A 13247-nucleotide genomic window follows, 5' to 3' on the forward strand; every position below is an offset into this window, starting at 1 on the left:
GGCACACGTGCATTGGAAGGTTATCGCAGTTGAGTACGTCGACATTGATCGTTGGCGGAGGTGTCGTTGGAACGGCAGTCGCTTACTATCTGGCAAAAGCAGCTCATCAAGTCACCATCGTCGATCAAGGACGGCACGGGGGCGCGTGTTCGCATGCCAATTGCGGTTACGTCTCGCCAAGCCATATTCCGCCGATCCCACAGCCTGGTTTGATCGGCCCCACCATGCGGTCGATGCTGAGCAGCAGTTCTCCGTTCTATATCCGTCCGCGATTCTCGCCGGCCCTGTTCAGCTTTCTGACGCGGTTCTGGTGGAACTGCAACGCCAAGCAGATGCAACATGCCGCCACCGGCAAGCACGCACTGCTGCATAGTTCGCGGCAGCTTTACCAGGAACTGATCGAAGGACAAGGTCTCGACTGCAACTGGGAGAAACGTGGCTTGCTGTTTGTGTTCTACGAAGAGAAGCACTTCGAGGAATTTCAGAAGCTGAACGACTGGCTTGCTCGCGACTTCCAAACTCCGGCAACGCCTTATTGCAACGGCGAACTTCAAAAGCTGGAGCCTGCCCTGAAGGACGAAGTGTACGGCGCCTGGCATTACCCCGAGGATGCCCACCTACGACCAGACCGGCTGCTCAGTTCGTGGCGCGGAATTCTCGAACGCATGGGGGTGAAGATCCTCGAGCAGCACAAAGTCACGCGGTTTATCGGCGAGGGGAATCGCCTGCGAGCGGTTCAATGTGGTGACCAGGAAATCTCAGCCGATCGGTTTGTTGTCGCAACCGGCTCGTGGAGCCCCTTCTTCAATCGAGAACTGGGCTGCACGCTGCGGATCCAGCCTGGCAAAGGGTACTCGATCACGATGGCTCGCCCGACCATCTGCCCGCAGATTCCGATGCTGCTGGAGGAGCGGCGCGTCGGCGTCACGCCGTTTGAAGATGGCTACCGCCTAGGATCGACCATGGAGTTCGGCGGGTACGATTCCAGCGTCAATAAGAAGCGACTCGCCCTGTTGAAAAGTGGAGCGTCGCAATATCTCAAAGAGCCATTCACCGACGAAACGTACGAGGAATGGTATGGCTGGCGACCGATGACGCCAGACGACATGCCGTATATCGACTTCGCTCCGAAGTATGGCAATGTGCTGATCACCGCCGGGCACAACATGCTGGGGCTTTCAATGGGGGCCGGAACCGGCAAGCTGGCCTGGCAAATGCTCGACAAACTGACTCCCCACGTCGATCCTTCGCCCTATCGGCTGCGTTAGTTTGACGCGGCCTTGCGATTGAACCACAATAAATCGTCCCCTTCGATTTCCCACCTCAATCACTCCTCGTAGAAGAAGGGAATCAGCATGCGCTGTCTCGCTTTTTTGTTGTGTGCTTGCCTGCTCGCTGGGTTAACTTCGCCTGCTTCCGCTGCCGAGCGTTCGCCAAACTTCGTGTTCATTTTGGTCGATGACCTGGGCTGGACCGACCTGGGCTGCTTCGGCAGTTCGTTCTACGAAACCCCCAACGTCGACAAGCTGGCCAAGAGCGGAATTCGTTTTACCAACGCGTATGCTGCCTGCCAGGTCTGTAGCCCGACCCGAGCCAGCATCATGACCGGTCGTTATCCCACACGGACCGGCATTACCGACTACATCGGCGCCGCTCAGCCAGACAAATGGAACCGCAAGACTCCGCTGCTGCCAGCTCCTTACGAAACGAAACTCGCCCTCGACGAAGTCACCATCGCCGAAGCCTTAAAGCAGAAAGGTTACGCGACCTTCTTTGCCGGCAAGTGGCACCTCGGCTCGGAAGCGTTTTTCCCCGAGCACCAAGGCTTTGACGTCAACCAAGGGGGCATCGACCGCGGTGGCCCTTACGGCGGCAAGAAGTATTTCTCGCCTTACGGCAATCCACGTTTGAAAGACGGCCCTGACGGCGAGCATCTGCCTGACCGACTGGCGACTGAAACGGTCAAATTCATGGAGGCTCATAAGGACGAGCCATTCCTGGCATACCTTTCTTTCTATTCAGTGCATACTCCGCTCATGTCGCGCGAAAACCTGAAGCAGAAGTACGAAGAGAAGAAGAAAACGCTGAAGCATGGCGAGATCTGGGGGCAAGAGGGAGCCCGGAAGGTTCGCCTCGTGCAAGAACACGCCGTTTACGCTGGCATGGTCGAAGCGATGGATCAGGCCGTCGGCAAGGTGCTCGATGGCATCGACTCCCTTGGTCTCGCCGACAACACGGTCGTGATGTTCATGTCCGACAACGGTGGGCTTTCAACGTCAGAAGGTCACCCGACCAGCAACCTTCCGCTGCGAGGCGGCAAAGGCTGGATCTACGAAGGTGGGATCCGCGAACCGATGATCGTTCGTTGGCCTGGCGTGACGAAAGCTGGCAGTGTTTCCGAGCAGTACGTCAGCAGCGTCGACTTCTTCCCGACGATTCTAGAGATGGCCGGCGTCGAACTGCCGCAGCAAGTGACGCTCGACGGGATGAGCTTTGCTCCGGTCCTGAAAGGACAAACGATCGATCGTGGGGCGATCTATTGGCACTACCCACACTACGGCAACCAGGGAGGTTCTCCGACGGCTGCCGTACGGGAAGGTGACTGGAAGCTGATTGAGTTCTACGAGGATGGCCACCTCGAGCTTTACAATCTGGCGGACGATCCTGGCGAGACCAATAATCTCGCCGAGAAGAAGCCAGAACTCGCATCCAAGATGCACGCTCAACTGAAAGCATGGCGTCAGGAAACCGGGGCCAAGATGCCGACCCCGCGTGCCGCCAACTAGTCGCTCGCTTTCTTCAATTCCGCCTGCCACTGGATCAGCTTTTGAAAGGCGTCCAGTGGCGTCATCGTGCTGAGATCGGCAGTCCGAATTTCTTCGACCACCGGCGGTTCGCTCGGACCAAAGAAAGTGAGCTGCAAGTCTGCTTTCGGATGGCGTTCTCGCTTCGGTCGAATTTTCGACTGGCCATCCAGGTCGAGATGCTCTTGCTCAAGCTGGGCCAGAATCTGCTTGGCCCGCTCGTTGACGTCGTTGGGAATCCCGGCCAGGCGAGCAACATAAATCCCGTAACTCTTGTCGGCGGCACCACTGACGATCTTGTGCAGGAAGATGATCTTGTCGTCCCACTCTTTCACGGCCACGTTCAAGTTCATCACGTGATCGAGCGACTGCGAAAGGTCTGCCAGTTCATGATAGTGGGTCGCGAACAATGTGCGGCAACCGATGCGGTCGTGAATGTATTCCACGATCGACCATGCCAGCGAGACGCCGTCGTAGGTGCTCGTCCCACGCCCGATCTCGTCCAGAATCACGAGACTACGGTCGGTCGCCGTGTTCAAGATGCGTGCCGTCTCGGTCATTTCGACCATGAAGGTACTTTGACCACGTGACAACTCGTCGCTCGCCCCCACGCGGGCAAACACGCGATCGACCACGCCTATCCGAGCTTCCTTCGCCGGCACAAAGCTGCCGAGCTGAGCCATGATCGCGATCAGGCCGACCTGGCGAATGTAAGTACTTTTACCGGCCATGTTCGGACCGGTGATGATCGCCACGAAGTCGTCAATCTCGCCGCCGAGCATGGTATCGTTCGGGATGAACGTGCCGGCTTCCTCGGTCACATCGAGCACTGGATGCCGGCCATCGACGATCGCCAGTTCTTTGCCGTCGTCCATCTTCGGGCGGCAATAGTTACGATCGCGAGCGAGGTTCCCCAGCGAGACCAACGCGTCGAGCTGAGCCAAAGCCAGCGCTGTCAAACGAAGTCGATCGGCGGCGGCTTGCACCAGGTCGCGTAGTTCCGAGAACAGATCGTACTCGAGGGTCTTCGCCTTCTCGTCGGCGCTCAGAACCTTCTCTTCGTACTCTTTCAGCTCCGGCGTGATGTATCGCTCGGCGTTTTTCAGCGTCTGCTTCCGGTGGAAGTAGGTCGGAACTTTATCTTTGTGCGTGTTCGTGATTTCGATGTAGTAGCCGAACACCTTGTTGAAGCCAACCTTCATGTTGGCGATGCCCGACTTCTTGCTCTCTTCGGCCTGATAGTTGGCGATCCACTGCTTGCCGCCCGCTGCCAAACCACGCAGCTCGTCGAGTCGTTCGTTGTAGCCATCTTGAATGTAGCCACCGTCGGCGGTGGTCAGTGGGCAATCTTCGACCAGGGCCGCGGCCAACTTGTCGTGAACCTCGGGGCAAAGATCGATCTGCGCTTCGATCTCCCCCAGCAGCTTGCTCTTGCGGGAAGTCACCTTCGCTTTGATCCGCGGCAACTTGCCGAGCGTTCGCCCGACGAAGTTCAAATCGCGAGGACTGGCTCGACCGGTCGTCACGCGGGTCAGCAGTCGCTGAAGGTCGTAGACGCCTGCCAACGCTTCGCCGAGTGCTTCAGAAAGTGGGAGATCGTTTTTCAGTTCTTCGACTGAATCGTGCCGTTCGCAAATCTGCTGAACGTCGGCAAGCGGACTGGCCAGCCAATCCGCCATCAAACGGCTGCCCATCGGAGTCCGACAGCGGTCGAGCACCGAAATGAGCGTTCCTTCGCGGCGCTGATCGCGAATGGTCCGCGTCAGTTCGAGCGAACGTCGCGTCGACTCGTCAATTTCAACCGCGTTCGCATTGCGGTAGGCAACCAGCGACTGCAGGTGTTCAAGCGAACCTCGCTGCGTCTCTTGCAGATAATCGAGAATTGCCCCTGCGGCTCGAATGGCCGGGCGGTCGGTGTCGTCGAAGCCGAAGCCATCGAGGCTTTTCACCTCGAAGTGCTTGGTCAATTTCTCTTCGGCCGACTTGCCTCCGAAGGCCCACGCAGGTCGGCGCGTTTGCAAGAACTGTCCGTTGAAGTGCTTCGGCAGTTCGTCGGTACCTTCGGAAAGGAGACATTCTGAAGGTGCGATCCGCGCGAGCTCGTCGGCGAGGCGCCCAGCCGCGAAAACGCCTGCCATGAATCGTCCGGTCGAAAGCTCGATCCAACTGATACCGGCTTCGTTACCTTCGCAGACGACAGCGGCGAGGTAGTTGCTTTCTTTCGGGCTCAGCAGCGAGTCGTCGGTCAGTGTGCCTGGCGAGAGGATTCGCGTGATCTCGCGTTTGACGATCCCCTTGGCCTGCTTCGGATCTTCGACCTGATCGCAGATACCAACGCGGTACCCTTGCTGGATCAACTTGGCGAGATAGGAGTCCAACTGATGGTGAGGGAAGCCAGCCATCGGCGTGGCGTTTTCCCCTTTGTCGCGACTGGTGAGGGTCATCCCCAGCACACGGGAAGCGGTGATCGCGTCGTCGTTGAACAACTCGTAGAAGTCACCCATGCGAAACAGCAGGATCGCGTCGCCACAAGCATTTTTTGCTTCGTGGTACTGCTGCATCATTGGGGTCATCGCCATGGTTCCACCCTATCGTTTGCGGCTCAAATCGTCTCGGCCGTGGAAAGATCAACTCATCTATCGGAAGGCGGGCCAGGCAGGGACAACCTTCCACAAAATTAACATAACAGGCTTCCGCCATGCGCTGCAGGTGGGCAGTGCGACGAGATCGATCGGCTGATTGTGAAGAATTGATAATCCTTCACCAATTTCACTCGTTTCCCTCGAACAGGAACCGCGAACCACTCGTTTGGCTAATGGTGCCATCTATACTCACACGCTGCATGGCGGCGACATATCCGCAGGGAAAAGCCCCACGGATTGGCGATATTCCACCGATAGGGAGCCGGAGAGGCAAGCAATGCCGGACGACCTGATTCGCTTCAAATGCAAGAAGTGCAAAAACACGATCAAAGCCAAACCGAAATACGCCGGCAAGAAAATCGCTTGCCCTGGCTGCGAGGCGCCGATCCGTGTGCCTTCTCCAGAGACCACCACCGAAAAGCCGTCGGAAAAGAAACCCAAGAAGGAACGGGGCAACTCGACGGTGATCTTGCGAAACGCGCCTTCCGCGACCGAAAGCCAAAAGCGGGAAGCGACGAAGTTGGGGATTCAGTTCAACGATTCGATCACGGCTCGCGAACTTTCCGAGCTGATCGAGTGGGAAAAGAAGAACCGGGCCAAACGAATCAAACAGGCTCAGAACAAGCTCGAAGCAATGCTTGCCGAGCTGACGCCGATGGAATTCATGGAAGAGATGCTCGTGCGGCGAAAAACGGGCGTGCTGGTCCTGATCGATTCGGACGAATTTGTCGGTGATGTCGAAAACCTGGCTCAATGCTCGGCCAAGATTCTCGCGACCGACGATCTGCCCCCCGGCAGCTTACCGGCACTGTTGCAGCACGCCTTGGCTCAACTGCATGCGGGCGAAGAAGTACCGCATACGCGGCAGCAGTACAATCTGGAAGACGACGACTAGCCGCAGAGCGAACGATTGCTCTGCGGCGTCGTGTGATTCTGGAACCGGAAGATGCTTAGTCTTTGGAGACCATCCGGTTGTAGAGTTCGGCCATCAGTTCGCTGACTTTGACCGCCATTTCGTACGCTTCCGCATCTAGCAAAATGGCCGGGTGGCTGGAGATATGCTCGCTCCAGGTCGCCTCGGACATGTAGATCCGGTCGACAGCTTCGTGATTCCCGAAACTTTCGGGACCGTACTGCTCGGTCAACTCTTCCATCGAGATCGAGTTTTCTTCGCAGGCGGCACTCAACAATTCTTCGCGTTCGTCCATGTTCGAATATCCTTACTCACACAAACAGCGCATAGAAAGACCCGTAACTCACTAAGAACTACGGGTTTAGAAAAGTGGGCGATGAGGGGCTCGAACCCCCGACATCTTGCTTGTAAGGCAAGCGCTCTAGCCAACTGAGCTAATCGCCCGGGAATCCCACAATTTAACAATCGGCCATTCGATGCGTCAACATGGCCCCGAAGTTGTTGGATTAAAGCGATTTGAAGGGCCAATCGGGGTAATTCCCGATATTGGGGAGATGGGGGTCGAACGCTCCCAGTCGCTGTCGAATGTGATGAAACTGGTCGGATGCCACGGCCATCTCTTTGCGTTTGAGCCGACTATATAGAGTAATTAGCCTTCCCAAGCGACCTCGCCGTATGGATTCTCGCCTTGATACTGCTGCGGATCATCACCCTTTCGATTCACCTGCTGCTGATGAATCTGGCTTCGGTCGGACCTCTTCTGGCGGTCTGGCTCGACGTACGAGCGACACGTCGACAAAGTCCTGAGATTTCAAAAATTGGCCAGAAAATCGGCTGGTGGTCGGTGGCCGCCCTGATCGTGGGGATCCTCGTCGGCCTGATTCAGGGCCTTTTGATCTGGATGGAAGGGAATCCGCAGTACTTCGAGGCCCTCGATGGCCTTTGGGCGTCGAAGGTAACGTTCGGCTTCTGGGAGATCGGATTCTCGCTGATCTGCACCGGCGGGTACCTGGCCTGGTGGAAATATGGATCGCGAGCCGCACTTTGGCAGCGGTTGCTGTCCCGGTTTCTGGCGATCTTGTCGGCGACGAACCTGCTGTATCACTTTCCGACGCTGTTCACGATTCTGGGGCTGATTGCCCGAGGTGAGGTCTCGGTCGACGCTCCGGTCGACTCGGGCGAATTCCGCACGCTGCTGATTCAAGGCGAAGTGATCTGGTTCACGCTTCACTTCTGGTTCGCTTCGTTCGCCGTCAGCGGCATGGTAGCCGGCATGATCGCTCTGGCCAAATTGCCCGAAGATCAACGGGAAGGCACCGCCGGCGCGGCGTTCACAATCGCTTTGATTGCTACGCTACTCCAGATTCCTGTCGGATTTGTACTAACTACCACCTTGAATTCCACTCAGCAATCGCGTTTGATGGGCGAAGACCCCGTGTGTACCGCCATGTTCGCCGTGAGCTTGTTTCTGGCTCTCTGGCTGATGCATCTGCTGGCGAGCCTCGCCTTTTTCGACCGCAGCTGGCGGAAGGTGTACATGGCGTCGGCCACCCTGGGCGGAACGATTTTGTTGATGACAGCCACCATGCTGCTTAGCCGCGGTTAAAGTCGGCTTCTGAATCGTTTCCCCGTACCAACCAGTACATCTCCCATTCATCACGAAGTAGTTTCCCATGGGTTTGGAAGTCGTTGAGATCCGCGACGAAGCCACCGGCTCGTTCGCCAAGATTGCCCCCGGATTTGGATTCAACTGTTTTCAGTTCGTCGCCAACGTCGACGGACAGGAAGTTGATGTCCTATGGAAGACAGAAGACTTCGAGAACGGCACCGCTCGACCTTCCAGCAGCGGGATTCCGATCTTGTTCCCCTTCCCTGGCCGACTGAAGGGAACGAAGCTGATCTGGGAAGATCGCGAGTTTCAGCTTCCTGAAGGGGATGGCCGCGGCAATGCGATCCATGGTTTCGTGCTCCGCCGTGCATGGCGCGTGCTGGAAAAGACCGAATCGAAAGTGACCGCCGAGTTCCAGGCCTCGAAAGACGATGCCACCCTGCTGGAACAATGGCCGACCGACTTTAAGATTCAGGCCACCTACGAGATTTCAGGCGCGACCCTGACCGGCACCTACCGGATCGAAAACCCTTCCAGCAAGCCGATGCCATTCGGTTTGGGGACGCACCCTTACTTCAACGTGCCCGTCGGCGGCGAATCGGCCGATGCATGCGAGATCGTCGTGCCGTTTACGTTTGCCTGGGAATTCAAAGACCAGCTTGCCAGCGGCAACCAGTTCAACCGCGACAGCGATCCTTTCAAGCCAATGCTGTTCAAAGACACGCAGTACGACAACGGTTTTGGTGGACTGGAATGTGAAGATGGTCTGTGCACGACCTCGATCCACGATCCTGCCTCTGGCCGAACGATCGTGCAGCAGTTCGACGATCAGTTTGACTCGGTCGTGCTGTACAACCCAGGCCACCGCGAGGCCTTCTGCATCGAACCTTACACCTGCATTCCAGATGCCTTCCAACTCCGCCGCCAGGGATACGATGGTGGCTTGCGAGTGCTGGCCAGCGGCGATGTCTTCGAGACCGCCATCCGAATCAAAGTGCAATAAGCTCGCCGGTTTAACCCAACCGCGCATGAAAAAAGCCTTGCTCTATGGAGCAAGGCTTTTTTTGATTCTTGCCGAATCGAAGGAGCGACTAACCTTCGGTGTCGGTGCCTTCAGCAGCAGGCAGCTTGCCGGCTTTGATCTTTTCGCCGAACGTTTCGCCCGACTTCGACTTGGTCATTTCGACCTTTTCCAAAGCGGCGAACAGTTCTTCTTGAACCTTTTCTGGTTCTTCCTTACGACGCGAAGCACTGTAATCGGCCTTGTCCAGCAGCTCGCCCAGGGCAACGCCGTATTCGTTACGAACCTTCTTGCTCTTGGCACCGTGGCAAAGGGCGCACTTGGCTTCCTTCACGGAAGCGGCGAGTTCTTTTTCAGCGTCGGTCTTAGGATCCGCCAGGTTGTACTTTTCTACAAAAGCATCGGCGAAAGGCTTAATGGCGTAGGCAGACTGAGCGTAAAACGAGGAGGCAGCCACAACGGCCACCAGACACAACGCGATCTTCTTCATTAATTATCTCTCCAAGCAAAGTATTCCCGCCGAGGAATCCGTGGGATTTCAAACCGTCGCAGGTGGGATGGTCGACGGCGGGAGGGTGTAACATGTAGACCCTAAAGCTACTCTTCTAGTTAAGCTCGCCACTATTACGGTGTCAAGCAAGCGAGCGGATGAATGGAACAAACGGCACCATTCCAGGAATTTCGTCGCCAATTCTTCTTAAATTACCGACGATTTTTACGTCTCTTCTATGATAACGGTTCGCGATATCGCGAGAAAACGTCCCACGATGCCAGCAACATCCGCCCCTAGAAGCTACGGCTACGGCGGCTGAAAAATTCCCGCAGACCGTCGCCAAACAGGTTGAAACCGAGGATCGTCAGCGAAATTGCAATCCCCGGAGCGAGTGCCGGCCAGATGGTCGCGTGCAAATACTCCTTCGCTTCGACCAGCATCGCCCCCCACTCGGCGTGGGACGGATCGCCTGCGATTCCGAGGAACGACAGCCCAGCGACTTCCAGAATGGCATGCCCCAGCCCTAGCGTTGCCAGCACCCAGATCGTTCCGCTGACCGCTGGCAGAAAAACGAAGATTACCAGGTACGAAGGCTTCGCTCCGGCGGCGATGGCGGCTTCGACGTAAGCGGCATGTTTCAAGGAAAGCATTTCGGCCCGAACCTGGCGGACGAAGACCGGTACGTTAATCAGTGCGACCGCCAGAATCACCGCCGGCCAACCAGGCCGGAGCGCGGCAATCACCAGAAACGCGATCAGCAGGCTCGGAAACGAAAGCCAGATATCGATCAGTCGCATTACGAACATATCGGTTCGGCCCCCTCGATATCCAGCCAGCATCCCCAGTCCGACGCCAACCACCACAGCGCAGCTGATCGAGGCGATACTGGCGACCAGAGACAACCGCGAGCCATAGATGACACGGGTCAGCACATCTTTTTCGTTGGAGTCGGTCCCTAACCAATGGGCGGCACTCGGAGGTTCGTTCTGTCCGAAGCGTTCATCCGGCGAATAAGGAGCGATCACGCTGGCGAACAACGCGGTGAAGGCAAACGCAAAGATCAACGCGCCGCCAATCCATAGCCCCGGTACCTTGGTAAGGCGAGACTTGATCGACGAAACAGGACGAGCCGGGTCCAGACTTACCGTACTCAACTTCGGCTCCCTTCCCGCAATCGCGGATCGAGCAACAGGAACAAGACATCCAAGGTCAGGTTCAACGTGACAAAGATGCCCGCCATGATCAGGGCACATGCCTGAACGACCGAGTAGTCATAATCGCGGATCGCATCGATGACATACCGTCCGAGGCCTGGCCAATTGAAAACGGTCTCGGTCAGAATCGCCCCTGTCAAAAGCATGCCCAGCTGAAAGCCGACGATATTCATCACCGACAACGAAGCATTCGGAAACGCATGCCGAGCAATCATGCGTGTCACGCTGGCTCCCTTGGCGCGAGCGGTTCGCAGATAGTCGGAGTCGAGCACCTCCATCATGCTGTTCCGCGTGATACGAGAAATCACCGCTAGAGGAATCGTCGACAGAGCGATCGCCGGCAACGCTAAGTGGCGAGCACTGAGCATTGCCAGGTGAAATTGCCCCGTCAGTAATGATTCAAAAAAATAGAACTCGCTCCGCAGATCATGCTGGGTGCCCGGTGGCAGGCGAAATCCACTCGGCATCGCAGGGAACGACACGACTAGGCAAATTGCCAGGAAGAAAACTGGGACGCTGACGCCCAACAGGGCCAGGCCCATCGAGAACCAATCAGGCCACGAGTTTCGCCACAGCGCCGCGACCGTTCCCATGAAGATCCCCACCGGGATCGCAATCAACATCGCGGCCAATGCCAGTTCAATCGTTGCCGGGACGGCCTGACTCAGCCGGGTGCTGATCCGCTCGCCAGGTCGGGCAAACGATTCTCCCATGTCGCCGGTGGCGAGTTGGCCGAGAAAGGCGGCGGCTTGTTGCCACAGCGGTTTGTTCCAACCGCGAGCCTCCATCTCTTTCTCGATCTTTTCAGGCACCGCATGTTGGCCGAACTGGGCGATTACCGGGTTCGCCGGCAAGGCTCGTACAGCGACAAAGATCGCCAGCACAGCAATAAGCATCGTCACGGCTGCTTGGGCCAGCCGTTGAATTACCATCCCCCACACCATTAAGGCTCCGCAAACCTGGCAGTTTTGAGTCGAGTCTGCGAAGAAGGATGGAGTTTGTATCCTTCGACGATATCACGTTCCGCAATCCGAACCGGCACATGCACCAGAGGCAGCACCGGCGAATCTTCGTAGATCAGCATCTGAGCTTTCTCGTACAACTCGGCCCGCTTGTCTTGTTCCAGTTCAAACTGAGCCGCATCGAGTAGCTCGTCGACTTGCTCGTTCTTGTATTGGCTGAGGTTGTTGCCGCCGATCTCGTTGATGTTGGTCGAGTGTAGCAGCGTATGCAGAAAGTTGTGCGGATCGGCGATGTCGGCACTCCAGCCGCTGAGACCAAGTTGGTGCTCGCCGCGCGTCATCCGTTGAAAGTGCTGGCCGATATCGTTGGTGATGATCTCGATATCGAAGCCAATCTTCTCCAACGCATCTTTGATGAAGATCGCCGTTTGTCGTGGCTGCTGCATGTAAGGCCGGGGCTGGTCCATCACAAACAGTTCCAGCTTGACCGGCAGTTTGAAGCCATTCTCTTGGGCGGCTTCTTCCAGCAAGGCCTTCGCTTTCGCGACATCGAATGGCCGCTCTGGCACGTTCTCGCCATGGCCCCACAAGGTTGGCGGCACCATCGTTTTGGCCTTCTCAGCATGACCGGCATAGGCAACTTCGATCAGACGATCGCGGTCGATTGCCATCGCAATCGCCTGACGAACCTTTGGCTGATCGAGTGGCGGCTTGCGGGTTTGCATCGTCAGGTAACCGACGTTAATGCCCGGCGTCGACTGAATCACAATCCCTGGCACCTTCTCCAGGCTATCGACTTCCGCCGGTGGCAAGTTGTCGGCAATGTGGATCTCGCCTCGCTTCAACTGCGTGACACGAATCGAGCTCTCTTCGCTCGGAACCATCACCAGGCGAGCGACGCCTGCCTTTTCACCCCAGTAGTCGTCGAATCGCGACATCAAGATCTCTTGCTTCGGCTTCCAATGCTCGAACTTGAAAGGGCCCGTCCCTACCGGATGGCGTGTAAAGTCGGCACCATACTTTTTAACAGCCGTCGGGCTGACAATCCCGGAAGAGAACATCGCCACGGCTGAAAGGAAGGTGGCCTGGGGCTGTTTCAGCGTGAACTTGACCGTCAGGTCATCGACTGCTTCGACCTTTTCGATCTCGGTATAGCTGGCGTAATACGGAATGATGTTGTTGAAGACGTAAGGGTGATCGGCATCGATAATCCGCTCGAAGGTAAATACCACTGCTTCGGCATTCAGCGGCGTTCCATCGTGGAACTTGACGTTCTCGCGCAACTTGAAGGTCCACTCGCGACCATCTTCGCTCGTCTCCCACGATTCGGCGACGCCGGGCACCAGGTCGACCGTCTCGGTGTCGTAGGCGACCAACGGCTCGAAGATATTGACGATCACTTTGACCGACTCGCCTATATCGGTGTGGATCGGATCGAGAGCGTTCGCATCCCCGCCGCGGCCGTAGATTAAGGTGTCGGTCGCCACGGGCGAACCGCCGCCACACCCAGTTAGAAGAACAACGCCCAATAGCAAACTAAAAAACTTCAAAGCTCTCAATAATTCCATGGGGCCATTCATGTTGTAGCT

11 protein-coding genes and 1 tRNA gene are annotated in these 13247 nt (G+C 56.8%); 5 read left to right on the forward strand and 7 right to left on the reverse strand.

What is annotated here, in order from left to right; translation table 11 throughout:
- The first annotated feature begins 29 nt into the window (after positions 1-29).
- Both AB1L30_RS25780 and AB1L30_RS25785 read left to right on the forward strand, forming a co-directional pair.
- Positions 30-1268 carry an FAD-dependent oxidoreductase gene (locus tag AB1L30_RS25780; RefSeq protein ID WP_367017328.1) on the forward strand — a complete coding sequence of 413 codons (1239 nt, stop codon included), beginning with the start codon at positions 30-32 and terminating at the stop codon, positions 1266-1268.
- Between the two features lie 87 nt (positions 1269-1355).
- Positions 1356-2786 carry a sulfatase gene (locus AB1L30_RS25785; RefSeq protein ID WP_367017330.1) on the forward strand — a complete coding sequence of 477 codons (1431 nt, stop codon included), beginning with the start codon at positions 1356-1358 and terminating at the stop codon, positions 2784-2786.
- Here the strand turns inward: AB1L30_RS25785 and mutS are convergent.
- A complete protein-coding gene (mutS, locus tag AB1L30_RS25790; RefSeq protein ID WP_367017885.1) occupies positions 2783-5377 on the reverse strand; it encodes a DNA mismatch repair protein MutS in 2595 nt (864 codons plus the stop codon). The genes AB1L30_RS25785 and mutS overlap by 4 nt on opposite strands.
- A 346-nt stretch (positions 5378-5723) precedes the next feature.
- Between mutS and AB1L30_RS25795 the strand changes: the two genes are divergently transcribed.
- On the forward strand, positions 5724-6341 hold the full coding sequence (locus AB1L30_RS25795; protein WP_367017332.1) for a hypothetical protein: 618 nt from the start codon (positions 5724-5726) through the stop codon (positions 6339-6341).
- 55 nt (positions 6342-6396) lie between these two features.
- Here the strand turns inward: AB1L30_RS25795 and AB1L30_RS25800 are convergent, their stop codons facing one another.
- Positions 6397-6654: a hypothetical protein gene (locus AB1L30_RS25800; protein WP_367017334.1), complete on the reverse strand. Its 258-nt coding sequence runs from the start codon at positions 6652-6654 to the stop codon at positions 6397-6399.
- Positions 6655-6729: 75 nt separating this feature from the next.
- Positions 6730-6803: transfer RNA gene (locus AB1L30_RS25805), tRNA-Val, on the reverse strand.
- 244 nt (positions 6804-7047) lie between these two features.
- Between AB1L30_RS25805 and AB1L30_RS25810 the strand changes: the two genes are divergently transcribed.
- Entirely contained in the window at positions 7048-7965 is a 918-nt protein-coding gene (locus tag AB1L30_RS25810) for a hypothetical protein (protein ID WP_367017336.1), read from the forward strand.
- Between the two features lie 67 nt (positions 7966-8032).
- Positions 8033-8971, forward strand: coding sequence for an aldose 1-epimerase (locus AB1L30_RS25815; RefSeq protein WP_367017337.1), 939 nt, complete (start codon positions 8033-8035; stop codon positions 8969-8971).
- 88 nt (positions 8972-9059) lie between these two features.
- On the opposite strand, the gene AB1L30_RS25820 is transcribed toward AB1L30_RS25815, so the two are convergent.
- The 4 genes from AB1L30_RS25820 to AB1L30_RS25835 form a co-directional block, all read right to left on the reverse strand.
- Positions 9060-9479, reverse strand: a complete 420-nt coding sequence (locus AB1L30_RS25820; protein WP_367017339.1) for a hypothetical protein — start codon at positions 9477-9479, stop codon at positions 9060-9062.
- Between the two features lie 296 nt (positions 9480-9775).
- Complete coding sequence (locus AB1L30_RS25825; protein WP_367017340.1) at positions 9776-10636, reverse strand: ABC transporter permease; 861 nt, start codon at positions 10634-10636, stop codon at positions 9776-9778.
- The gene (locus AB1L30_RS25830) at positions 10633-11628 is read right to left on the reverse strand and encodes an ABC transporter permease (protein WP_367017341.1); all 996 of its coding nucleotides are present in this window, start codon (positions 11626-11628) and stop codon (positions 10633-10635) included. The genes AB1L30_RS25825 and AB1L30_RS25830 overlap by 4 nt, the downstream gene beginning before the upstream one ends.
- An 11-nt stretch (positions 11629-11639) precedes the next feature.
- Positions 11640-13226 carry an ABC transporter substrate-binding protein gene (locus AB1L30_RS25835; protein ID WP_367017343.1) on the reverse strand — a complete coding sequence of 529 codons (1587 nt, stop codon included), beginning with the start codon at positions 13224-13226 and terminating at the stop codon, positions 11640-11642.
- Positions 13227-13247: the final 21 nt, after the last annotated feature.

This window comes from Bremerella sp. JC817 (assembly GCF_040718835.1).
In the GTDB taxonomy this organism is placed as follows: Bacteria; Planctomycetota; Planctomycetia; order Pirellulales; family Pirellulaceae; genus Bremerella.